16 protein-coding genes are annotated in these 22,454 nt (G+C 70.2%); 15 read left to right on the top strand and 1 reads right to left on the bottom strand.

What is annotated here, in order from left to right; translation table 11 throughout:
- The first annotated feature begins 147 nt into the window (after positions 1 to 147).
- The 11 genes from typA (at position 148) to ACIP5W_RS02090 (ending at position 15,704) form a co-directional block, all read left to right on the top strand.
- Positions 148 to 2,055 (top strand): translational GTPase TypA, encoded by a 1,908-nt coding sequence (gene typA / locus ACIP5W_RS02040; RefSeq protein ID WP_401465266.1) that lies wholly within the window; start codon positions 148 to 150, stop codon positions 2,053 to 2,055.
- Between the two features lie 455 nt (positions 2,056 to 2,510).
- Positions 2,511 to 3,551 (top strand): ABC transporter permease, encoded by a 1,041-nt coding sequence (locus ACIP5W_RS02045; RefSeq protein ID WP_401465269.1) that lies wholly within the window; start codon positions 2,511 to 2,513, stop codon positions 3,549 to 3,551.
- A gap of 102 nt (positions 3,552 to 3,653) precedes the next feature.
- The gene (locus ACIP5W_RS02050; RefSeq protein WP_401465661.1) at positions 3,654 to 5,450 is read left to right on the top strand and encodes an ABC transporter substrate-binding protein; all 1,797 of its coding nucleotides are present in this window, start codon (positions 3,654 to 3,656) and stop codon (positions 5,448 to 5,450) included.
- Positions 5,451 to 5,553: 103 nt separating this feature from the next.
- A complete protein-coding gene (locus ACIP5W_RS02055) occupies positions 5,554 to 6,531 on the top strand; it encodes an ABC transporter permease (RefSeq protein WP_401465272.1) in 978 nt (325 codons plus the stop codon).
- Between the two features lie 10 nt (positions 6,532 to 6,541).
- Entirely contained in the window at positions 6,542 to 7,603 is a 1,062-nt protein-coding gene (locus ACIP5W_RS02060; RefSeq protein ID WP_401465275.1) for an ABC transporter ATP-binding protein, read from the top strand.
- 13 nt (positions 7,604 to 7,616) lie between these two features.
- Positions 7,617 to 8,738 (top strand): ABC transporter ATP-binding protein, encoded by a 1,122-nt coding sequence (locus tag ACIP5W_RS02065; RefSeq protein WP_401465278.1) that lies wholly within the window; start codon positions 7,617 to 7,619, stop codon positions 8,736 to 8,738.
- 1,290 nt (positions 8,739 to 10,028) lie between these two features.
- Entirely contained in the window at positions 10,029 to 11,657 is a 1,629-nt protein-coding gene (locus ACIP5W_RS02070; protein WP_401465281.1) for an ABC transporter substrate-binding protein, read from the top strand.
- A 6-nt stretch (positions 11,658 to 11,663) separates the two neighbouring features.
- Positions 11,664 to 12,587, top strand: a complete 924-nt coding sequence (locus tag ACIP5W_RS02075) for an ABC transporter permease (protein WP_401465283.1) — start codon at positions 11,664 to 11,666, stop codon at positions 12,585 to 12,587.
- A complete protein-coding gene (locus ACIP5W_RS02080) occupies positions 12,580 to 13,626 on the top strand; it encodes an ABC transporter permease (RefSeq protein ID WP_401465286.1) in 1,047 nt (348 codons plus the stop codon). The genes ACIP5W_RS02075 and ACIP5W_RS02080 overlap by 8 nt, the downstream gene beginning before the upstream one ends.
- A gap of 7 nt (positions 13,627 to 13,633) precedes the next feature.
- The gene (locus ACIP5W_RS02085; protein WP_401465289.1) at positions 13,634 to 14,620 is read left to right on the top strand and encodes an ABC transporter ATP-binding protein; all 987 of its coding nucleotides are present in this window, start codon (positions 13,634 to 13,636) and stop codon (positions 14,618 to 14,620) included.
- Positions 14,601 to 15,704 (top strand): ABC transporter ATP-binding protein, encoded by a 1,104-nt coding sequence (locus ACIP5W_RS02090; RefSeq protein ID WP_401465292.1) that lies wholly within the window; start codon positions 14,601 to 14,603, stop codon positions 15,702 to 15,704. The genes ACIP5W_RS02085 and ACIP5W_RS02090 overlap by 20 nt, the downstream gene beginning before the upstream one ends.
- 246 nt (positions 15,705 to 15,950) lie before the next feature.
- Here the strand turns inward: ACIP5W_RS02090 and ACIP5W_RS02095 are convergent, their stop codons facing one another.
- The gene (locus ACIP5W_RS02095) at positions 15,951 to 18,110 is read right to left on the bottom strand and encodes a prolyl oligopeptidase family serine peptidase (RefSeq protein ID WP_401465295.1); all 2,160 of its coding nucleotides are present in this window, start codon (positions 18,108 to 18,110) and stop codon (positions 15,951 to 15,953) included.
- Between the two features lie 178 nt (positions 18,111 to 18,288).
- Between ACIP5W_RS02095 and ACIP5W_RS02100 the strand changes: the two genes are divergently transcribed.
- The 4 genes from ACIP5W_RS02100 to ACIP5W_RS02115 all read left to right on the top strand — a co-directional run bounded on the left by ACIP5W_RS02100 (position 18,289) and on the right by ACIP5W_RS02115 (position 22,391).
- Positions 18,289 to 18,483, top strand: a complete 195-nt coding sequence (locus tag ACIP5W_RS02100; RefSeq protein WP_030783885.1) for a hypothetical protein — start codon at positions 18,289 to 18,291, stop codon at positions 18,481 to 18,483.
- A gap of 74 nt (positions 18,484 to 18,557) precedes the next feature.
- Complete coding sequence (gene mshB, locus ACIP5W_RS02105; RefSeq protein ID WP_401465299.1) at positions 18,558 to 19,436, top strand: N-acetyl-1-D-myo-inositol-2-amino-2-deoxy-alpha-D-glucopyranoside deacetylase; 879 nt, start codon at positions 18,558 to 18,560, stop codon at positions 19,434 to 19,436.
- Positions 19,436 to 19,846 (top strand): DUF6113 family protein, encoded by a 411-nt coding sequence (locus tag ACIP5W_RS02110; protein ID WP_401465302.1) that lies wholly within the window; start codon positions 19,436 to 19,438, stop codon positions 19,844 to 19,846. Before mshB ends, ACIP5W_RS02110 begins: the two co-directional genes overlap by 1 nt.
- Before the next feature lie 154 nt (positions 19,847 to 20,000).
- Positions 20,001 to 22,391: a hypothetical protein gene (locus ACIP5W_RS02115; RefSeq protein WP_401465305.1), complete on the top strand. Its 2,391-nt coding sequence runs from the start codon at positions 20,001 to 20,003 to the stop codon at positions 22,389 to 22,391.
- Positions 22,392 to 22,454: the final 63 nt, after the last annotated feature.

Consider the following 22,454-nt stretch of genomic DNA (forward strand, 5'->3'; position numbering starts at 1 on the left):
CGGATGAACCGTTCGGCCCTGCGGAGGCCGTCCCCCGCCGGGCCACGTACGATGGGGTGAGGCCGTGGCGTGTCAAGCCCGGCAGGGCCCGCGTAACACAGACGTACGCAGCAGGGCCGCCCTCACACTCCGGGAGATCGCCGCTTTATGGCCACGCGCCACGACATTCGCAACGTAGCCATCGTCGCCCACGTCGACCACGGCAAGACGACTCTGGTCGATGCCATGCTCAAGCAGGCCGGCGCCTTCGCCGCGCACGCCGCAGAGTCGCTCGACGACCGCATGATGGACTCGAACGACCTGGAGCGTGAGAAGGGCATCACGATCCTCGCCAAGAACACGGCGGTGAAGTACCACCCCAAGGACGGGGGGGACGTCGTGACCATCAACATCATCGACACCCCCGGTCACGCCGACTTCGGCGGTGAGGTCGAGCGTGGTCTGTCGATGGTCGACGCCGTCGTCCTGCTGGTGGACGCCTCCGAGGGTCCGCTGCCGCAGACCCGCTTCGTGCTCCGCAAGGCGCTCCAGGCCCGCCTGCCCGTCATCCTGTGCATCAACAAGACGGACCGCCCGGACTCGCGCATCGACGAGGTCGTCAACGAGGCCTACGACCTCTTCCTCGACCTCGACGCCGACGAGGACCAGATCGAGTTCCCGATCGTCTACGCCTGCGCGCGCGACGGCGTCGCCTCGCTGACCAAGCCGGAGGACGGCACGGTCCCGAAGGACAGCGACAGCCTGGAGCCGTTCTTCACCACGATCCTGTCGCACGTCCCGGCTCCCGAGTACGACGAGGAGGCTCCGCTCCAGGCGCACGTCACCAACCTGGACGCCGACAACTTCCTCGGCCGTATCGCGCTGCTGCGCGTCGAGCAGGGCGAGCTGCGCAAGGGCCAGACCGTCACCTGGATCAAGCGCGACGGCACGATGTCCAACGTGCGCATCACCGAGCTGCTGATGACCGAGGCGCTCACCCGCAAGCCCGCCGAGAAGGCCGGCCCGGGTGACATCTGCGCCGTGGCCGGCATCGCGGACATCATGATCGGCGAGACCCTCGCCGACCCCGAGAACCCGGTCGCGCTGCCGCTCATCACGGTCGACGAGCCGGCCATCTCGATGACCATCGGCACCAACACCTCGCCGCTGGTCGGCCGTGGCGGCACCGGCAAGGGCGCCGACAACAAGGCCGCGGTCAAGGACCGCAAGGTGACCGCCCGTCAGGTCAAGGACCGCCTCGACCGCGAGCTGATCGGTAACGTCAGCCTCCGTGTCCTGGACACCGAGCGTCCGGACGCCTGGGAGGTGCAGGGCCGCGGCGAGCTGGCGCTGGCCATCCTGGTCGAGCAGATGCGCCGCGAGGGCTTCGAGCTGACCATCGGCAAGCCGCAGGTCGTCACCAAGCTCGTCGACGGCAAGGTCTACGAGCCGGTCGAGCGCATGACGATCGACGTGCCCGAGGAGCACATGGGCGCCGTCACGCAGCTCATGGGCGTCCGCAAGGGCCGGATGGACAACATGTCCAACCACGGCTCCGGCTGGGTCCGCATGGAGTTCGTGGTCCCCTCCCGCGGCCTCATCGGCTTCCGCACCGAGTTCCTGACGGGCACGCGCGGCACGGGTATCGCCCACTCCATCCACGAGGGCCACGAGCCGTGGTTCGGCACGCTGACGACCCGTAACAACGGCTCGCTGGTCGCCGACCGTGCCGGTGCCGTCACCGCGTTCGCGATGACGAACCTCCAGGAGCGCGGCGTGCTGTTCACCGAGCCCGGCACCGAGGTGTACGAGGGCATGATCGTCGGCGAGAACTCGCGCGCCGACGACATGGACGTGAACATCACGAAGGAGAAGAAGCTCACGAACATGCGGTCCTCCTCGGCCGACTCCTTCGAGGCGATCGTGCCGCCGCGCAAGCTGTCGCTCGAGCAGTCGCTGGAGTTCTGCCGCGACGACGAGTGCGTCGAGGTGACCCCGGAGGCGGTTCGCATCCGCAAGGTCGTGCTCGACCAGCGCGACCGCGCCCGCACCGCGAGCCGCGCCAAGCACGGCTGACGCTCCGCAGGCCGAAGTCCCGGCTCTCCTCGGCGGAGGGCCGGGACTTCGGCCTGCCCGCACGGGGATGCTCCGGCGCCGGTGCGGTGCCGGCTCCCGCAGGTCGCCGGGTGTCCGCGGGGGTGTGCCGGGAAGCGCGGCGGGAAGCCTGTGAGCCCGCTGTCCGCGTCACAGGAGTGGCCGTCCGTTTATCGGTTAACCAGCCAACGCGTTTCGGACATGTAAACAAAAATTAGTCAATGTATGTCCGAAATGACCGTTCATTGTCCCACCTGTCAAGCGCGCGCAGGTGTCGATCTTTGCAATTTTTCCTCAAAATATGGGCGGTAGGGAGATCCCTATGTCATTCGCCCTTGACGCGCGTTGAACACTTTGGCGAAAGTTCCCCCAAACCACAGAACCTGCCGGTATCTGTGCTGCGCTCAACTCTCCAACCCCCCGGGGGAAGTACACACATGACCAGTCCAGCCAAGGCTGAAGGCTCCGGGCCCGCGATCGCCTTGGACCCCCAGCTCGAGTCGACACCTGAGCCCGTCAAGGGTGAGGCGAAGCTGGAGGGTCGTTCTCCCGGCCAGTTGATGTGGCAGCGCTTCAAGCGTGACCGTACCGGTGTCGTCTCCGCGTGCGTAGTGATTTTCTTCTTCGCCGTGTCCGCGCTCGCGCCGGTCATCTCCAAGCTGTACGGCAAGGACCCGTACACGCTGTACGCGCAGGAGCCGGACTACCCCTTCCTGCTGGACGACTTCGCCATGCCTACCGGTTCCTTCGGCGGCATGTCGGGCGACTTCTGGTTCGGTGTCGAACCCCGGCTCGGCCGTGACGTGATGACCATGCTGCTGTACGGCATGCGCACCTCGCTGTACATGGCGGTGATCGTGACGGTGGCCAGCGTCGTCACCGGCGTGCTCATCGGCATGGTGGGCGGCTACTTCGGCGGCAGGGTCGACTACTGGACGGGCCGGGTCACCGACTTCTTCCTCGCGTTCCCGAGCCAGCTGTTCTTCATCGCCTTCATGCCCGTCGTCACGGCGATGTTCGTTTCCCCGCGGGACGAGACCCCCACCTACCTGCGGGCCGTCGCCATCATCCTCGTGATGTGGTTCCTCGGCTGGATGGGCATCGCCCGTCTGGTGCGCAGCTCCGTGCTCTCCCTGCGGGAGCGCGAGTTCGTCGAGGCCGCCAAGGTGTCGGGTGCCTCTCCCTGGCGCATCGTGCGCAAGGAGATCCTGCCCAACATCGTCACGCCGATCCTGGTGCAGGGCACCTACCTCCTGCCGAGCACGATCCTCTCCATCGCCTTCCTCTCGTACGTCGGTGTCGGCTTCGTCGAGCCGACGCCGGACTGGGGCCGCATGTTCGCCATCGGTTCCGAGATCTACGAGCAGGACCCCATGTTCATGGTCTTCCCGGGCGTGGCGATGGTGGTCTTCGTGCTGGCGTTCAACCTTCTCGGAGACTCCGTCCGGGACGCATTCGACCCCAAGACCGGACGCTGATCCGTCCGTTGGTGGTGGGGGGACTGCCACCCCCGATCCGGGCCTCCCGGACCGTCAGGCAGTACTCGTGGACAACTATCGACAGGCAGGTGCATCGGGATGATGACGCCCATCAGAACGCGCCAGGCGCGCGCCATAGCCGTGGCCCTCGTGGCCGGATCGCTGGCACTGACCGGCTGCTCCGACAACGGAAAGAACAACGCCAAGGACACGTCCAAGTCCAAGGACGACGCCGCCGCGCAGTCGAAGCCTGTCGCCTACGGTGACGTGAAGGCCTCCACGGGCCCGGCCGAGGAAGTGACCGGTGCGAAGCCCGGCGGCACGATCAACGTGTACATGCAGTCGGACCTGAGCCACATGGACCCGGGGCAGATCTACGTCAGCGACGCCGGCCAGTTCGCCAACCTGATCCACCGCGGTCTGACGAACTACCAGGAGGACGACAAGGGCAACCTGACGGTCGTCGGTGACATCGCCACCGACTCCGGCAAGTCCACCGACGGCGGCAAGACCTGGACGTACACCCTCAAGGACGGCGTCAAGGACGACCAGGGCAACGTGATCACGTCCGCCGACGTCCGCCACACCGTCGAGCGGCTGTACTCGAAGGTCATCTTCGACGGCCCGACCTACCTGCAGAACTGGCTGTCGGGCTCGGACTACCGCAAGGCGCTGCCGGACGGCCCGTACAAGGGCAAGCACCTCCCGGACACCGTCCTGGAGACCCCGGACGCGAAGACGGTCGTCTTCCACTTCGACAAGCCGCGCCCGGACCTCCCGCAGGCCCTGGCCATGGCCGGTTACGGCATCGTGCCGGCGAAGCGGGACACGAAGGAGGGCTACGACAAGGCCCCCGCCTCGCTCGGCCCGTACAAGATCTCCGACTACAAGTCCGGCAAGTCGCTGACCCTGGTCAAGAACGACCAGTGGGACCCGAAGACGGACTCGGTGCGCCACCAGTACGTCAACGGCTACAACTTCACCACCACGATCGACCAGGCCAGCCAGACCAAGCGTCTGATCGCCGACCAGGGCGACGCCAAGAACGCCATCCAGTTCACGGACTCGGTGGACCCGGCCCAGCTCTCCACGGTCATCGGTGACGCCGCCGCCAAGAAGCGCACGATCCAGGGCTACCAGCCCTACGTGTGGCAGATGTCCTTCAACCTGGACCGGATGAAGGACAAGAAGGTCCGCGACGCGATCGCCTACGCTCTCCCGAGCCAGGCCATGGTCCAGGCGGACGGCGGCCGCTACGGCGGCGAGGTCGCCGGCGGTCTGATGGCCCCGACCCTGCCCGGCTTCGACCCGAGCTACGACCCGTTCGGCAAGCTGAAGAAGCCGAACGGTGACCCGGCGAAGGCGAAGGAGCTGCTGAAGGAGGCGGGTGTCAAGGAGGGCACGAAGCTCACCTACGCCTACTCCAACAGCCCCCGCGGCCAGGCCCAGATGGTCATCATCAAGGACGCCCTGAACAAGATCGGCTTCGACGTCCAGGCCAAGGAGATCGACCGCGCCTCGTTCTACGAGCAGATCGGCAAGCTGGCCAACCCGTACGACCTGTACATGACCGGCTGGGGCCAGGACTGGTCCTCCCCGTCCACCGTCATCACCCCGGTCTACGACGGCACCCAGGTCGCCGACGGCGCCTCGAACTACTCGCACATCAAGGACCCCGAGGTCGACGCCCTCATCCAGAAGGCGCTGACCGAGCAGCCGACCGAGGCCGCCAAGACCTGGGAGAAGGCGCACCACCTCATCGTGGAGAAGGTCAACCCGGCCGCCCCGGTGTACTACTCCAAGCAGATCCAGCTCTTCGGTTCGAACATCGGCGGTGCCCGCTACAGCACCGAGTCGAGCTACATCGACATCAACGACCTGTTCCTGAAGCAGCCGTAACCGGTCAGCTCGGCTGACCCGCGGGGGTGCGCGCCAGGCGGAGCGCACCCCCGCGGTCGGTACCCCTCACACCGCCGCTTTTCGAAGAGAGCATCTATCCGCCATGCTTCAGTTCCTTCTCCGCAGGCTGACCGGCGCCGTCGTGATCCTGTTCCTGATCGGCGCCTTCACCTTCTTCCTGTTCTACACAATCCCCCAGGACTTCGCCGAACTGTCCTGCGGCAAGAACTGCACCCCCGAGAACATCGCCGTGATCCGCGAGAACCTCGGTCTCGACAAGCCCATCACCGCGCAGTTCTGGGACTTCATGGTGGGCATCGTGACCGGCCGGGACTTCCCGCAGGGGCACTGCCCCGCGCCGTGCCTGGGCGTCTCCTTCAGCAGCGGTGACTTCGTCTGGGACTCCATCATGGACCGCTTCCCGCTGACGCTGTCGCTGACCGTCGGCGGCCTGGTGATCTTCCTGCTGTTCGGTCTCGGCACGGGCCTCCTCGCCGCCTGGAAGCGCGGCACGGTCGTCGACAAGGCCGTCAGCGGCGTGTCCATGGTCCTCAGCTCGTTCCAGATCTACTTCCTCGGCCCGATCGTCCTCGGCTTCCTCGTCTACAGCACGGGCTGGATGGACAACCCCAAGTACGTGCCGTTCACGGACAACCCGGCCAGCTGGTTCCTGGGCATGCTGATCCCCTGGCTCGTGATGTCCACCATCTTCACCGCGCAGTACACGCGTATGGCGCGCTCGACGATGATCGAGCAGCTCCAGGAGGAGCACGTCCGCACCGCACGGGCGAAGGGCATGAAGCGCGGATACGTCTTCTTCCGCTACGCCTGGCGCGGGTCGCTGATCCCGATCGTCACCATCATCGGCATGGACCTCAGCGCGCTCCTCGCGGGCGCGGTGGTCACCGAGTTCACCTTCGACCTGGCCGGCATCGGCCGCCTCGCGGTCGAGTCCTCGCTGACCAAGGACCTGCCCCTCACGATGGGCGTCATGCTGTTCGGGGCGTTCTTCATCCTCGTCCTGAACATCATCGTGGACCTCGCCTACGCCTACATCGACCCGCGCGTGCGCCTCGCCTAGGAGAAATACCGTGACCACACTGACCAAGTCCGAAGGCGCCCAGGCTCCGACCGGGTCCGAGGCCTTCCTGTCGGTCCGTGATCTGCGGGTGCGGTTCTCCACCGAGGACGGCATCGTCAAGGCGGTCGACGGGCTCTCCTTCGACGTCGAGCGGGGAAAGACCCTCGGCATCGTGGGCGAGTCCGGCTCGGGCAAGTCCGTGACCAACCTGACCGTCCTCGGTCTGCACAACCCCATGAGCTCCACCGTCGAGGGTGAGATCGTCCTGGACGGCAAGGAGCTGGTGACGGCGACCGAGCGGGAAATGGAGAAGCTGCGCGGTAACAAGGTCGCGATGATCTTCCAGGACCCGCTCACCGCGCTCTCGCCGTACTACACGGTGGGCCGGCAGATCGCCGAGCCGTTCATGAAGCACACGGGGGCCTCCAAGAAGGAGGCGAAGGACCGGGCCGTGGAGATGCTGACCAAGGTCGGCATCCCGCAGCCCAAGACGCGCGTCGACGACTATCCGCACCAGTTCTCCGGCGGTATGCGCCAGCGCGCGATGATCGCCATGGCGCTGGTCTGCAACCCCGACCTGCTGATCGCCGACGAGCCGACCACCGCCCTGGACGTCACCGTGCAGGCCCAGATCCTCGACCTGCTCAAGGACCTCCAGCAGGAGTTCGGTTCGGCGATCATCTTCATCACCCACGACCTCGGCGTCATCTCGCACATGGCCGACGACCTGCTGGTGATGTACTCGGGCCGCGCGGTCGAGCGCGGCAGCGTCCGCGAGGTGCTGCGCAACCCGCAGCACCCGTACACCTGGGGGCTGCTGAGCTCGATGCCGCGCCTGGGCGGCAACACGTCGGAGGCGCTCACGCCGATCCCCGGCAACCCGCCCAGCCTGCTCAACCCGCCCTCGGGCTGCCCCTTCCACCCGCGCTGCGCCTTCCGGTCCGAGGTGCCAGGCACCGCGTGCTCGGACGAGCGTCCGCTGCTGGGCGAAGGACGCGCGGCCGCCTGCCACCTGACGGCCGAGCAGAAGCAGTCCATCTTCATCGACAAGATCCAGCCCCGGCTGCGCTAGGGAGAACCGAGACATGAGCGACAACCTCACCCTCCCCACACAGCAGGGACCGACCGACGCACCGTCCGCCGAGACGCTGCTGTCGGTCGAGGGTCTGACCAAGCACTTCCCGATCTACGGCGGCTTCCCGATCAAGCGGAAGGTCGGTGCGGTCCAGGCCGTCGACGGCGTCGACCTGACCGTCGGCGTCGGCGAGAGCGTCGGCCTGGTCGGCGAGTCGGGCTGTGGCAAGTCGACCACGGGCCGGCTCATCACCCGGCTGCTGGAACCGACCGGTGGGAAGATCACGTACGCCGGGCAGGACATCACGCACGCCTCGCGGCGGCAGATCGCGCCCGTGCGGTCCGAGATCCAGATGATCTTCCAGGACCCGTACTCCTCGCTGAACCCGCGCCAGACGGTCGGCACGATCATCAAGTCGCCGATGGAGGTCAACGGGATCAACCCGCCGGGAGGCCGGGAGAAGAAGGTCCGGGAGCTGCTGGAGCTGGTCGGCCTCAACCCCGAGCACTACAACCGCTTCCCGCACGAGTTCTCCGGCGGCCAGCGCCAGCGCATCGGCGTGGCCCGCGCGCTCTCCCTGAACCCGAAGCTGATCGTCGCCGACGAGCCGGTCTCGGCGCTGGACGTGTCGATCCAGGCACAGGTGGTCAACCTGCTGCAGAAGGTCCAGGAAGAGATGGGCATCGCCTTCCTCTTCATCGCCCACGACCTGGCGGTCGTGCGCCACTTCTCGCAGCGCCTGGCCGTGATGTACCTCGGCAAGATCGTCGAGGTCGGCGACCGCGACTCCCTCTACAACCGGCCCCGGCACCCGTACACCCACGCCCTCCTCTCCGCGGTCCCCGAGGTCGAGATCGAGGACGAGGGTCCCGCCCGGGAGCGGATCCGGCTCTCCGGTGACGTGCCCTCGCCGATCCACCCGCCGTCCGGCTGCCGCTTCCGCACCCGTTGCTGGAAGGCGCAGGACAAGTGCGCGACGGAGGAGCCGCCGCTGGTCCAGCTCTCCGGCAACCGGGCCGGCCACCTGACGGCCTGCCACTTCCCGGAGGACCCGACCACCGAGGCCCGTGACGAGGACGTCGTCCTCGACCCGGCGCTCAGGGCGCTGGAGGAATCGGCCACCAAGGAGTAGCTCCGCCACGCGCATCGAGACGTGGACAGGGGGTGGGAGCCCGTGCTCCCGCCCCCGACGCGTACCCGGCCCGTCTCGCGCGGTGCCACGCGGGTGCGCCGCTGGGTGTGCCGTCCGCACAGGCCGGTGCCGGGCCTGCCGTGCCGGAACTCCTGGGAAGCCGCGGAGTGCGGCATCTGCCGTCCCGGGTGACACGCGGCGGGGGGTACGGCAGGCGGTGCCGGGCGAGACGGGTGGCCGTCGCTGCCCGGCAGGGACTCGGCAGGGTCCGCAACCGTTCGAGAGCGGGTCGCCTGCTCGACGCCGAGGCCGATGACCATGGCCGCCCGGACGCTCGGCCCGCTCGGGTGCTCCGCCGCCAGGTGGCAGGCGCCACGGTGTTCCCGCAGTACGTGGATCCGCCGCACGCCCGTACCGGCGGGCGGCCTGTCGCGCTGCCGGAACCGGCGCCGCACAGCCTTGCCGTGCCGCCGCCGACCACGGACTGCGGACAGAGGCCGTCCCGCATGCCCGCCACCAGGCCGACCTCACACCCGTGACGCGCCACGTCACCGCCGACATCGCCGCTCAGCCCGCTCGCACACGGGCCGCACCCGCTCGCACACGGGCCGCACCCGTCACCGCGCTCGTCCCCCGGACCGCCGTCGACCCGGGCACACCCGCAATCCGCGCGGCGCCCGTCGAGGGCCCGTCGAGGACCGCCCGGTCCCGCGCCTGCCGTTCGCCGCGACGCGCCACACCGAGACCGCGCCCCCGGCGACCACGGCCGTCGTCGCGGCGCTGCGCACAGCCGCGCGGCAGAACCACACCCCGCGCCTTCCGCCTGCCCGGGACGCGCCGCCGGGCGGTCGCGGGAAGCGGCGCTCGTACCGCTTGACGAGGCGGGTCCCACCGGCCGGTTCGAACGCCGAGGGCCTTCTGCGTGAGGGCGGTGACGGGGCCCGCGGGTGCCGGTCCGCGGGAGCCGCCGACGGCAGGACCGCGGCACGGGAGGCGCCGGCCAGGGCTCGGGCACGCTCCGCGGGCCGGGGTGTCCGCGGCGCGCGTCGTGCGGTGACGCGACGGGCACCTCGCCGGGGGCGCCTTCGTGCGCCCACCGCTTCACCGGCGCCCTCACGGCGGCCGTCCGCCGCCCGCGGTTCCCGGAGGTCCGGCACCCGGACGGGTGGCGCGCGTATGCGTCGTACACCTTTTGCGTTGATATTTACTGATAAGGAATCAGTACGTCGATACGGGCGTCGACACCTACGGCACAGCGCTCAGGTGAGGCGCGGTCAAGAGGAGGCATCCATGCGTGGAGCCACGCACGCCAGGTGGGCCGCATGCGCGGCGGCCGCAGCCCTCACGGCGACGGCCTGCGGGGGCGGGGGCGACAGCGGGGGCGACAGCGGCGCGGTGCTCAGTTCCTCGTGGGGTGACCCGCAGAACCCGCTGGAGCCGGCCAACACCAACGAGGTGCAGGGCGGCAAGGTCCTCGACATGATCTTCCGGAGCCTGAAGAAGTACAACCCGGAGACCGGCAAGGCCGAGGACATGCTCGCCGAGAAGATCGAGACCTCGGACTCGCAGAACTTCACCGTCACGATCAAGGACGGCTGGACCTTCAGCAACGGCGAGAAGGTCACCGCCAAGTCCTTCGTCGACGCCTGGAACTACGGCGCCAGCCTGAAGAACAACCAGAAGAACGCCTACTTCTTCGGCTACATCGAGGGCTACGACAAGACGCACCCCGAGGACGGGAGCAAGCAGAGTGCCGACACCCTCTCGGGGCTGAAGGTCGTCGACGACAAGACCTTCACCGTCAAGCTCAACCAGAAGTTCTCGACCTTCCCCGACACCCTCGGCTACCCCGCCTACGCCCCGCTGCCCCAGGCCTTCTTCACCGACCACGCCGGCTGGCTGGCCAAGCCGGTCGGCAACGGGCCCTACGCCATCGACTCCTACACCAAGGGCTCCCAGATGAGCCTGCGCAAGTGGGCGGACTACCCCGGCGACGACGCGGCGCAGAACGGCGGCGTGGACCTGAAGGTCTACACCGACAACAACACCGCCTACACCGACCTGCTGGCCGGCAACCTCGACCTGGTCGACGACGTGCCGGCGGCCCAGCTCAAGAACGTCAAGAACGATCTGGGCGACCGCTACCTCAACACCCCGGCCGGCATCATCCAGACCCTCGCCTTCCCGTTCTACGACCCGAAGTGGAACAAGAGCGGCTCGGACAAGGTCCGCACCGGCCTGTCCCGGGCCATCGACCGCGAGCAGATCACCGAGACGATCTTCCAGAAGACCCGCACCCCCGCCACCGACTGGACCTCCCCGGTGCTCGGCGAGGACGGCGGCTTCAAGAAAGGCCTGTGCGGGGACGCCTGCGACTACGACCCGGCCGCGGCCAAGAAGCTCATCGAGGAGGGCGGCGGCCTCCCCGGCGGCCAGGTCAAGATCACCTACAACGCGGACACCGGCTCCCACAAGCAGTGGGTCGACGCCGTCTGCAACTCCATCAACAACGCCCTCGGCAACGACAAGGCCTGCGTCGGCAACCCCGTCGGCACCTTCGCCGACTTCCGCGGCCAGATCGGCGACCAGAAGATGTCCGGCCCGTTCCGCGCGGGATGGCAGATGGACTACCCCCTCATCCAGAACTTCCTCCAGCCGCTCTACTACACCAACGCCTCCTCCAACGACGGCAAGTGGTCGAACAAGGAGTTCGACGACCTCGTCGACAAGGCCAACGCCGAGACCGACACCGCCAAGGCCGTCGAAACGTTCCAGCAGGCCGAGGAGGTCGTCCGGGACAACATGGCCGCCATCCCGCTCTGGTACCAGAACGGCAGCGCCGGCTACTCGGAGCGCCTCTCGGGCGTCAAACTCAACCCGTTCTCCGTGCCGGTCTACAACGAGATCAAGGTCAGCTGACCCGCCATGGGGCGGTACGTGATCCGGCGCCTCCTCCAGATGATCCCGGTGTTCATCGGGGCCACGCTGCTGATCTTCCTGATGGTCAACGTGATGGGCGACCCCATCGCGGGCCTCTGCGGCGACCGGCAGTGCGACCCCGCCACCGCCGCCCAGCTGAAGAAGGAGTTCGGCCTCGACAAGCCGGTCTGGCAGCAGTACCTGACCTACTTGGGCAACATCTTCACCGGTGACTTCGGGACGGCGTTCAACGGCCAGCCGGTCACCGAGCTGATGGCCTCGGCGTTCCCCGTCACCATCCGGCTGACGATCGTCGCGATCCTCTTCGAGATCGTCATCGGCATCACCCTCGGAGTCGTCACCGGCCTGCGCCGCGGCCGCCCCGTCGACACCGGCGTCCTGCTCGGCACCCTCGTCGTGATCTCCGTCCCCACCTTCGTCACCGGCCTGCTGCTCCAGCTGCTGCTCGGCGTCCAGTGGGGCTGGATCAAACCGTCGGTGTCGCCGGACGCCGCGTTCGGCGAGCTGATCGTGCCGGGCCTGGTGCTGGCGAGCGTCTCACTGGCCTACGTCACCCGCCTGACCCGCACCTCCATCGCGGAGAACAAGCGGTCCGACTACGTCCGTACGGCCGTCGCCAAGGGCCTGCCGGGGCGCCGCGTCGTCACCCGCCACCTGCTGCGCAACTCGCTCATCCCGGTCGTCACCTTCATCGGCACCGACATCGGCGCCCTGATGGGCGGCGCGATCGTCACCGAGCGCATCTTCAACATCCACGGCGTCGGCTTCCAGCTCTACCAGGGCATCCTCCGCCAGAACACCCAGACCGTCGTCGGCTTCGTGACCGTCCTCGTCCTGGTCTTCCTGGTGGCCAACCTGCTCGTCGACCTCCTGTACGCCGTACTCGACCCGAGGATCCGCTATGCCTGAACCGATGCCGCCGGAGCCCCGCCCTCCCTCCGGCGGGGGCCACACCCCACAGGAGGACGGCGCCGTCGCCGCGACGGGCATGGGCGGCGCGATGGACCTCGCCGCCTCCGAGGGCGAGACCCTGGAGGGGACCCCGGCCGGCCCGGAGGGCACCGGCCCCACGGAGCCGGGCACATCGGCCGCCTCCGGCGAGCGGGCCCGCTCCCTGTGGTCCGACGCCTGGCGCGACCTGCGCCGCAACCCGGTCTTCATCATCGCCGGCCTGGTCATCCTCTTCCTGGTGTTCATCTCCCTGTGGCCCTCGGCGATCGCCTCCGGCTCCCCCCTCACGTGCGACCTCGCCAAGGCCCAGGAAGGCTCCCAGCAGGGTGCCCCGTTCGGCTACGACGGTCAGGGCTGCAACGTGTACACCCGCACCGTCTACGGCGCCCGTACGTCCGTCACGGTCGGCGTCCTGGCCACGCTCGGCGTCGCCCTGTTCGGCAGCGTCCTCGGCGGGCTCGCCGGCTTCTTCGGCGGTACGTGGGACTCGTTCCTGTCCCGGATCACCGACATCTTCTTCGCGATCCCGGTCGTCCTCGGCGGCCTGGTCCTGCTCTCCGTGGTGACCAGCAACACCGTGTGGCCCGTCATCGGGTTCATGGTGCTGCTCGGCTGGCCGCAGATCTCCCGCATCGCCCGCGGCTCGGTCATCACCGCCAAGCAGAACGACTACGTCCAGGCCGCGCGGGCGCTCGGCGCCTCCAACTCGCGCATGCTGCTGCGGCACATCACGCCCAACGCCGTCGCCCCCGTGATCGTCGTGGCCACCATCGCGCTCGGCACGTACATCGCCCTGGAGGCGACCCTGTCCTACCTCGGCGTCGGCCTGAAACCGCCGACCGTCTCCTGGGGCATCGACATCTCCGCCGCCTCGCCGTACATCCGCAACGCGCCGCACGCGCTGCTGTGGCCCTCCGGTGCCCTGGCGCTCACCGTGCTGGCGTTCATCATGCTCGGCGACGCGGTGCGCGACGCCCTCGACCCGAAGCTGAGGTGACGTCCCGATGCTGCTCGAAGTGCGCGACCTGCACGTGGAGTTCCGCACCCGCGACGGGATCGCCAAGGCCGTCAACGGCGTCACCTACGGCGTCGACGCGGGCGAGACCCTCGCCGTGCTGGGGGAGTCCGGCTCCGGCAAGTCCGTCACCGCCCAGGCCGTCATGGGCATCCTGGACGTCCCGCCCGGCCGGATCACCGGCGGTCGGATCCTCTTCCAGGGCCGGGACCTGCTGACCCTCAAGGAGGAGGAGCGCCGCAAGGTCCGGGGCGCGGAGATGGCGATGATCTTCCAGGACGCGCTGTCCTCGCTCAACCCCGTGCTCTCCGTGGGCGACCAGCTCGGCGAGATGTTCGTCGTGCACCGCGGCATGTCGAGGAAGGACGCCCGCGCCAAGGCCGTCGAGCTGATGGACCGGGTCCGCATCCCGGCGGCGAAGGAACGGGTCCGGCAGTACCCGCACCAGTTCTCCGGCGGCATGCGCCAGCGCATCATGATCGCGATGGCGATGGCCCTGGAACCCGCGCTGATCATCGCGGACGAGCCGACCACCGCCCTCGACGTCACCGTCCAGGCCCAGGTCATGGACCTGCTCGCGGAACTGCAGCGCGAGCTGCGCATGGGGCTCATCCTGATCACCCACGACCTCGGCGTGGTCGCCGACGTCGCCGACCGCATCGCCGTGATGTACGCGGGCCGGATCGTGGAGTCGGCGCCCGTCCACGACATCTACAAGGCGCCCGCCCACCCCTACACCCGCGGCCTGCTCGACTCCATCCCGCGCCTGGACCACAAGGGCCGGGAGCTGTACGCCATCAAGGGCCTGCCGCCCAACCTCATGCACATCCCGCAGGGCTGCGCCTTCCACCCGCGCTGCCCGATGGCCCGGGACGTGTGCCGCACCGACGAGCCGCCGCTGTACGAGGTGGACGAGGAGCGGGGCAGCGCCTGCCACTTCTGGAGGGAGTGCCTGCATGGCCAGTACCCCGGCTGACACGGCCGCCCCGGTCCCCGCGCCGGCCGAGCCGATCCTCGAGGTGACCGGGCTCGTCAAGCACTACCCGCTCACCCGGGGCATTCTCTTCAAGAAGCAGGTCGGCGCGGTCAAGGCCGTCGACGGCGTCGACTTCGTCCTCCGCCGCGGCGAGACCCTCGGCATCGTGGGGGAGTCCGGCTGCGGCAAGTCCACGGTCGCCAAGATGCTGGTCAACCTGGAGAGGCCGACGGGCGGGACGATCCGCTACAAGGGCGAGGACATCACCAAGCTGTCGGGGAAGGCCCTGCGGGCGGTCCGCCGCAACATCCAGATGGTCTTCCAGGACCCCTACACCTCCCTCAACCCCCGCATGACGGTGGGCGACATCATCGGGGAGCCGTACGAGATCCATCCCGAGGTGGCGCCCAAGGGCGACCGGCGCAGGAAGGTCCAGGACCTGCTGGACGTGGTCGGCCTCAACCCCGAGTACATCAACCGCTACCCGCACCAGTTCTCCGGCGGCCAGCGCCAGCGCATCGGCATCGCGCGGGGGCTCGCCCTGCGCCCCGAGGTGATCGTCGCCGACGAGCCGGTGTCCGCGCTCGACGTGTCCGTGCAGGCGCAGGTCATCAACCTGCTGGCGAGCCTCCAGAACGAGTTCGACCTCTCGTACGTCTTCATCGCGCACGACCTGTCGATCGTCCGGCACATCTCCGACCGGGTCGGGGTGATGTACCTCGGACGGATCGTGGAGACCGGCCGGGACGCCGAGATCTACGACCACCCCACCCACCCGTACACCCAGGCGCTGCTCTCCGCGGTGCCCGTGCCTGACCCGGAGGCGCGCGAGCACCGGGAACGGATCATCCTCTCCGGGGACGTGCCCTCGCCGACGAACGTCCCCTCCGGCTGCCGCTTCCGCACCCGCTGCTGGAAGGCGCGGGAGCGCTGCGCCGTGGAGGTGCCGGCCCTCGCCGTCCCGGCGGATTTCCGCCGCACGGGCGGCCCCGCGGCCCACGACTCCGCCTGCCACTTCGCGGAGGAGAAGCAGGTGGTGCCGTCCGAGGAGCCCCGGGAAGATCATGGAAACGAGCGGGCATAGGAGTACATTTGCGCCGCAATCGCGTTAACACGCAGGCAACTCGGCCGACGCGATTCCGATATACGGACGCGTCAGGCTGAACAGCGTACGGCCGTGCGGGTGCCGTGAACGGGCCGGGGCGCGCCATGTCGCCCCGGCCCGTTGCCCCTTTTTTGCGCCTGAACCGGCGCCGCTCTCGCGGACCTGGCTGGTGCCTCGTCGTGGTTCCTCAATTGTCGGTTGCGGTGCTCTCCGGAGGGCTGCCGCTCACGTGAGTTCGAGGGAGCGGCGCAGGAAGTCCAGTTGGAGGCGGAGCAGGTTCTCGGCGACCGTCTCCTGGGGGGTCATGTGCGTCACGCCGGCCAGCGGCAGGACCTCGTGCGGGCGGCCGGCGGCGAGCAGGGCCGAGGAGAGCCGCAGGGAGTGGGCGACCACCACGTTGTCGTCGGCGAGGCCGTGGATGATCATCATCGGGCGGGCCGGTTCGGCCGGGTCGACCAGTCCCGCGTCGTCCACCAGTGAGTTCCGCCGGTAGACCTCCGGCTGCTGCCCGGGGTGTCCGAGGTAGCGCTCCTGGTAGTGCGTGTCGTACAGGCGCAGGTCGGTGACCGGGGCGCCGACCACCGCCGCGTGGAACACGTCCGGGCGGCGCAGCACCGCGAGGGCCGCCAGGTAACCGCCGAAGGACCAGCCTCGGACGGCGACCCGGCTCAGATCGAGCGGGAAGTCGGCGGCGAGCGCCTGGAGCGCGTCGACCTGGTCCTGGAGCACGACGGCCGCCAGATCGTCCCGGATCGCCTTCTCCCAGGCCGGTGAGCGCCCCGGAGTGCCCCGCCCGTCGGCGACGACCACCGCGAACCCCTGGTCGGCGAACCACTGCGAGGTGAGGTGGGCGTTGTGCGCGGCGAGCACCCGGGCCCCGTGCGGGCCGCCGTAGGGGTCCAGCAGGACCGGGAGCGAGGTGTCACCGGGGTAGTCCGTAGGCATAAGCACGGCGCACGGGATCCGCCGTGCGCCCCCCTGGGTGAGGGTCACGCGGGGAGAGAGGCCGGGATCCTCCGCGTACGACCGGACGGTGACCGCCGTCTGCCGGCCCCCGGCCGCGGAGGCCCCCGGCTCCCTCCGGTCGCCGTTTTGCAGCACCCGCACCCGGCTCCCGGGCCGGTCCAGGGCCGCCGAGACCAGGACGGTCACGCCCCCGGCCCGCACCGCCGAGTGCACGCCGGGCTCGTCGGACACGCGCTCCACGCCGAGTTCGTTGACGCGGTAGACGTGCACCTCGCCGATCTCGGGGCGCTCCGCCGACTCCCCGGCCGAGGCCGAGACCAGCACGTCGTCGGCCGTCACGTCCAGCACGGCGCGGACCTGCAACTGGCCGTTGGTCAGCGGACGTTCGCCGACCGCGAGGACCCGGGCGCCGCCCTCGTCGGCGATGCGCACCAGCTGCCCGGCAGGGCTCCAGCAGGGCACCCCGGGGAAAAGATCAAGCCAAATCGGATCTTCGTCGGCGTGCACCATCCGGGTCGCCCCGGAGGCGGTGTCGACCGCCAGGTACAGCTGACTGCGCTGGTCGCGCGCCTGTACGAGCAGCAGTGGGGCACCCGCCGCTGACCAGTGCACTCGCGCCAGATACGGGTAGCGCGCCCGGTCCCAGACGACCTCCGTGCGCACCCCGTCGAGACCGAACACGAACAGCCGCACGTCGGCGTTGGCCGTCCCGGCAGCCGGATAGCGGACGTGTTGTGGGTCACGTTTCGGCTGGGACGGATCGGAGATCCACCACCGCTCCACCGGCGTGTCGTCCACCCGCGCGACCAGCAGCCGGTCGGACTCCGGGGCCCACCAGAACCCCCGCGAACGGCCCATTTCCTCCGCCGCGATGAACTCGGCCAATCCGTACGAAACACCCTCCGACTCCGGCTCGGCGAGCGCCGCGTCGCCCTCGCCCTCGGCGCCCACGACCCGCAGCGCGCCCTGCGCCACGTACGCGACGAGCCGTCCGTCGGGGGAGGGGCGAGGGTCGATCACCGGCCCCGGAGTGCGGATCCCACGCGCCGTGCCGGCCCGCAGCTCCGCCGTGAAAAGCCGCCCCGACAAGGTGAAAGAAGCCAGCTCGACGGCCGCGTCGGTGGCGTACCCGACGATCCCGGCGCCTCCTTCGCGGCTGCGCTCGCGGCGCGCCCGCTCCTCGGGCGAGAGGGCCTCCGGGGCGCCGCCGAGGAGGGCGCGCGGGTCCGCGGCCACGCGTTCTCGGCCGTCCGCCGGGTCGAGGACCCACAGCGCGTTGCTGCGGTCGTCACCGGCGAAGGAGCGCAGGAACGCGACACGGGAGCCGTCGGGCGCCACCGTGAACGAACGCGGCGCGCCGAGCGTGAACCGCTGGGTCCGGGCATGCCGGCGGGGGAAGGAGTCGGACTCGGTCGTCATGCCCCGACCATATTGGCCATGCGCCCCCTTGTGCGGCTGTGCGCCGAGAGATGCGCACGCACCCACAGTTATGATCACTAGCGCTGTGTGGGTATGAACCTGCTGGCTGTTGTACGGATTTACGGGTTCCCTAGTTCAGTCTTCCCCCACGTAACCGGGTTCTTGGAGGTGAGCCGCCGTGGCACTCTCGATTTCGGCGGTGGTGCTGCTGGCGATCATCGTCTTCTTGTTGATCAAGAAGTCGGGACTGAAGGGCGGTCACGCGGTTGTCTGCATCCTGCTCGGCTTCTACCTCGCCTCCTCCACGATGGCGGGGACGATCAACGACCTGACGACGAGCGTCGCGAGCATGATCGGCAGCATCAAGTTCTGACCGGTGCGACCCTGCCTCCGTGTGTGCGTCTGCCCCCGCGGCACGCATGCATGCCCGCCTCGTAGGGTTGCCCCATGACGGAACTGCCAGCCCGGCGTCTGCTGCTGGTGCACGCGCACCCGGACGACGAGTCGATCAACAACGGCGCGACCATGGCCCGGTACGCGGCCGAGGGTGCCCAGGTGGCTCTGGTCACCTGCACCCTCGGTGAGCGTGGCGAGGTCGTCCCGCCGCAGCTGCGGCACCTCACCGGTGCCGCCCTGGGGGAGTGGCGCCTGCGCGAACTCACCGCCGCCATGGGCGAACTGGGCGTCGGTGACTTCCGGCTGCTCGGCGGCGCCGGGCGGTACGCCGACTCCGGGATGATGGGCCTGCCCGACAACGACGACCCCGCCGCCTTCTGGCAGGCCGACGTCGACGCCGCCGCCGGATCGCTCGCCGAAGTGATCCTCGCCCTGCGCCCCCAGGTCCTCGTCACCTACGACGACCACGGCGGCTACGGCCACCCCGACCACATCCAGGCCCACCGCGTCGCCATGCGGGCCGTCGAGCTGGCCGACCGGGCCGGCTGGAGCATCCCCAAGGTCTACTGGAACCGCGTCCCGCGCTCCGTCGCCGAGGCCGCCTTCGCCCGGCTCGCCCAGGAGCTGCCCGGCCTGCCCTTCGCCAGGAGCGCCGCCGTGGCGGACGTACCCGGCGTCGTCGACGACGAGCGGATCACCACCGAGATCGACGGCGGCGCCCACGCCGCCGCCAAGGCCGCCGCGATGCGCGCGCACGCCACCCAGATCGAGGTCGCCCCCGACGGCAGGCACTTCGCGCTCTCCAACGAGCTGGCCCAGCCCCTCTTCACCACCGAGTACTACGAACTCGTCCGCGGACAGCGGCCCCGGGGGCGGGAGACCGACCTGTTCGCGGGTCTCGAACGCGCCGGTGCCGAGGAGGCCCTCTGATGCCCGACCACGGCTCCCTGCTCGCCCAGCCCCTCCAACGGCCCCCCGCCGCGCGGATCGCCGCCTACCTCGGGCTCCTGCTGCTCGGCGCGCTCACCGCGCTGGCCGGGGCGCTCGTCCAGGCCGGCTGGTTCCCCGGCGGTCTGCTGCTCGCGCTCGCGGGCGCCGCCGGGCTGTTCCTCGGCGGTGCGCGGGCCGTCGGCCGCCGGGCCGGGGCCGTCGCGCCCGCCGCCGGCTGGATGATCGCCGTCGTCCTGCTCACCGCCGGCCGCCCCGAGGGCGACTTCCTGTTCGGCGCGGGAGGCGGCTCCTACCTCTTCCTGCTCGGCGGCATGGCGCTCGCTGTGATCTGTGCCACCATCGGCTGGGGGCGGCAACCGGTCGGCGACGGCGTCCGACTTGGGAAGTGACGTACCACTTCGCCGCGGCACGGGCGTGCGAGTCCCGTGACGGTTTCGACGGCGGTCATGGGATACCGGCCATAAGTGGCCAGTATGGTGGTGCGCGCCGCCGAGCTGCCCGTGAGGTCGTGGCGGGCGGCGGAGCCAACCTGGAGAACCTGCCTTGAGTCGTGAAACTGACAGTCCGTCCTCCGGGCCCAACGGGTCCAACGGGCGCGGCGGAGCCGCATACCCCTCGGGCACGCCGCCCTACGGCACCCCGATGGTGTCCGACGGCGGCCCGGACACGGGCCGTTCGGCCGCACGGCCGGAGGAACGCAAGACCGAGACCACGCTGACGACCCGGATCCGGATCAACATCCCCGGGTCGCGGCCCATCCCGCCGGTCGTCGTCCGCAAGCCCGTCAACGACGCGGACGGCGCGGGCGACGACGGCGGCGCCGACGCGCGGGGCGCGGCCCCTTCCGGCGCCGCGGGCGGCGCTCCCACGACGGGAGCCGCCGGACGCCCGGGAGCCACCGGCACCGCCGAGGCGCCAGGCGACCACGCGCCGACGGCCGAGGGGAAGACGCCCAGCGACTGGTTCGCACCGCGCAAGTCCGGTCCCGCCAGGGCCGGTCAGGGCAGCGGCCCCGCCAACGGCGGTGACCCGGCGCCCGCTTCGGGCCCCGGCGCGCCCTCCGGCCTCCCCTCCGCCCCGTCCGCGCCCGGCGCGGGCGCCGGTGCGCCCGGCGGCGCGCGTCCGGGGGCCGGGCGGCCCGGCGGTGCGCCCGGCTCCCCGAGCGCACCGGGCGCCGCCCGCTCCGGCGGCACCAACGGCGCCGGCATGTCCGGCGCCACCGGCGGTCCGGTGGCCCCCGGGCACGGCGGCGGCACCGGCTCCTTCGACGTGACCGAGGCGCTCGCCGCGGGTCCCCTCGGCAACGGCGCCCGTCCGATACAGGGCGGCGGTCCGGTGCAGGGCGGCGGTCCGATACAGGGCGGTCCGACGCAGGGTGGTCCGACGGGCGGTCCGACGCAGGGCGGCGGTCCCGAGCCGCGCCGCGACGACCTGCCGTACTTCGCCGGGAACGGGAACGGAAACGGGAGTGGAAGCGGCAACGGGAACGGGACCGGCCAGGCCGGCCGTCCCGGACCGAGCGGCCCGGCCGGCGGCCCCGGCGGCCCCGGTGCCGCCTACGACTTCAACGGACCCGAAGGCCCCGTCGGCCGTGGTGGCCGGGGCGGCCCGCAGGGCCCCGCCGGGCCCACCGGCGGCCCGGTGACCGGTGACGGCCCGATGGTGCCGCCGATGAACGGCGGAGCCGCCGGCGCGGCTCCGGGCGCCGCCGCGGGCGCCGTCCGCCACCCCGGCGGCGGCCTCAGCGACGACACCGCGATCCTCACCCCGCAGCAGCCGGCCTCCGAGCCCGGCGCCGGCGGCTACGGCCGGCACGACAACGTCTCCGGACAGACCGTCACCAGCGGCATCCCGGTCGTCCCCCCGACCGGTCAGGGCGGACCGTTCGCCCCCGGCGGCCACCCCGAGGGGCCGCTGCCGCACACCCCGCCGCAGGCGCCCGAGCCCGTCGCGCAGAACGCGCCCGCGGCCGGCTCGAAGCAGAAAAAGAAGAAGGGCCGCAGCAAGCTGGTCCTGCTCGGCAGCCTGGTGGTGGTCGCCGCGGCCGGCGCCTACGGAGCCGGACTGCTGATGAACCACTCCGACGTGCCCAAGGGCACCACCGTGCTCGGCGTGGACATCGGCGGCGGCACCCGCGACGAAGCCGTCAAGAAGCTCGACGACGCCTTCGAGGGCCGGGTGAACCAGACGCTGAAACTGTCCGTGGACGGCGGCACGGTCACCCTCAAGCCGGACCAGGCGGGCCTCCAGTTCGACATGCAGGCCACCGTCGACGCGGCCGCCAAGAGCGACTACAACCCCGTCTCGGTGATCGGTTCGCTGTTCGGCGAGCACCGCGAGATCGAGCCCGTGATGCCGGTCGACGAGGAGAAGCTCCAGGCGGCCCTGAAGAACGCCGCGGGCGGCTCCGGCTCGGCCACCGACGGCACGATCAAGTTCGAGTCCGGCAAGGCCGTCGCCGTCTACGGCAAGGCGGGCAAGGGCATCGACGCGGCCAAGGCGCAGACGGCCGTCGTGGAGGCCTACCGCGGCCAGGTCGAGACCGGCACCCCCACCGCGGTGAAGGTCCCGACCACGCTGAAGCAGCCGACGGTGTCCGACGCCGAGGTCGACCGGATGATGAAGGAGTTCGCCGAACCGGCGATGTCCGACAAGGTCACCGTCCAGACCGACGCCGTCCACTCGGTCCTGATGAGCCCGAAGAACTCCCTCTGGAAGTTCCTGGGCGTCAAGGCCGTCGACGGCAAGCTCGTCGAGAGCTACGACGAGGCCGCGCTGAAGGAGCTGTACGGCGGCGCCTTCGACGGTGTCCTCATCACCCGCGGTACCGGCCAGAAGACGCCCGTCACGGTCCAGGACGTCATCAGCGCCCTGCGCCCGGCCCTGACGAGCACGACGGACCGGATCGCGGTCATCGACACCGACCCGAGCTGACGCGAGGCGGGCACTTCCGCCCGAGGGCACCCGGCAGCATCCGCGCCGGGTGCCCTCGGGCGT

It is taken from the genome of Streptomyces sp. NPDC088766 (genome assembly GCF_044750845.1).
GTDB lineage: Bacteria > Actinomycetota > Actinomycetes > Streptomycetales > Streptomycetaceae > Streptomyces.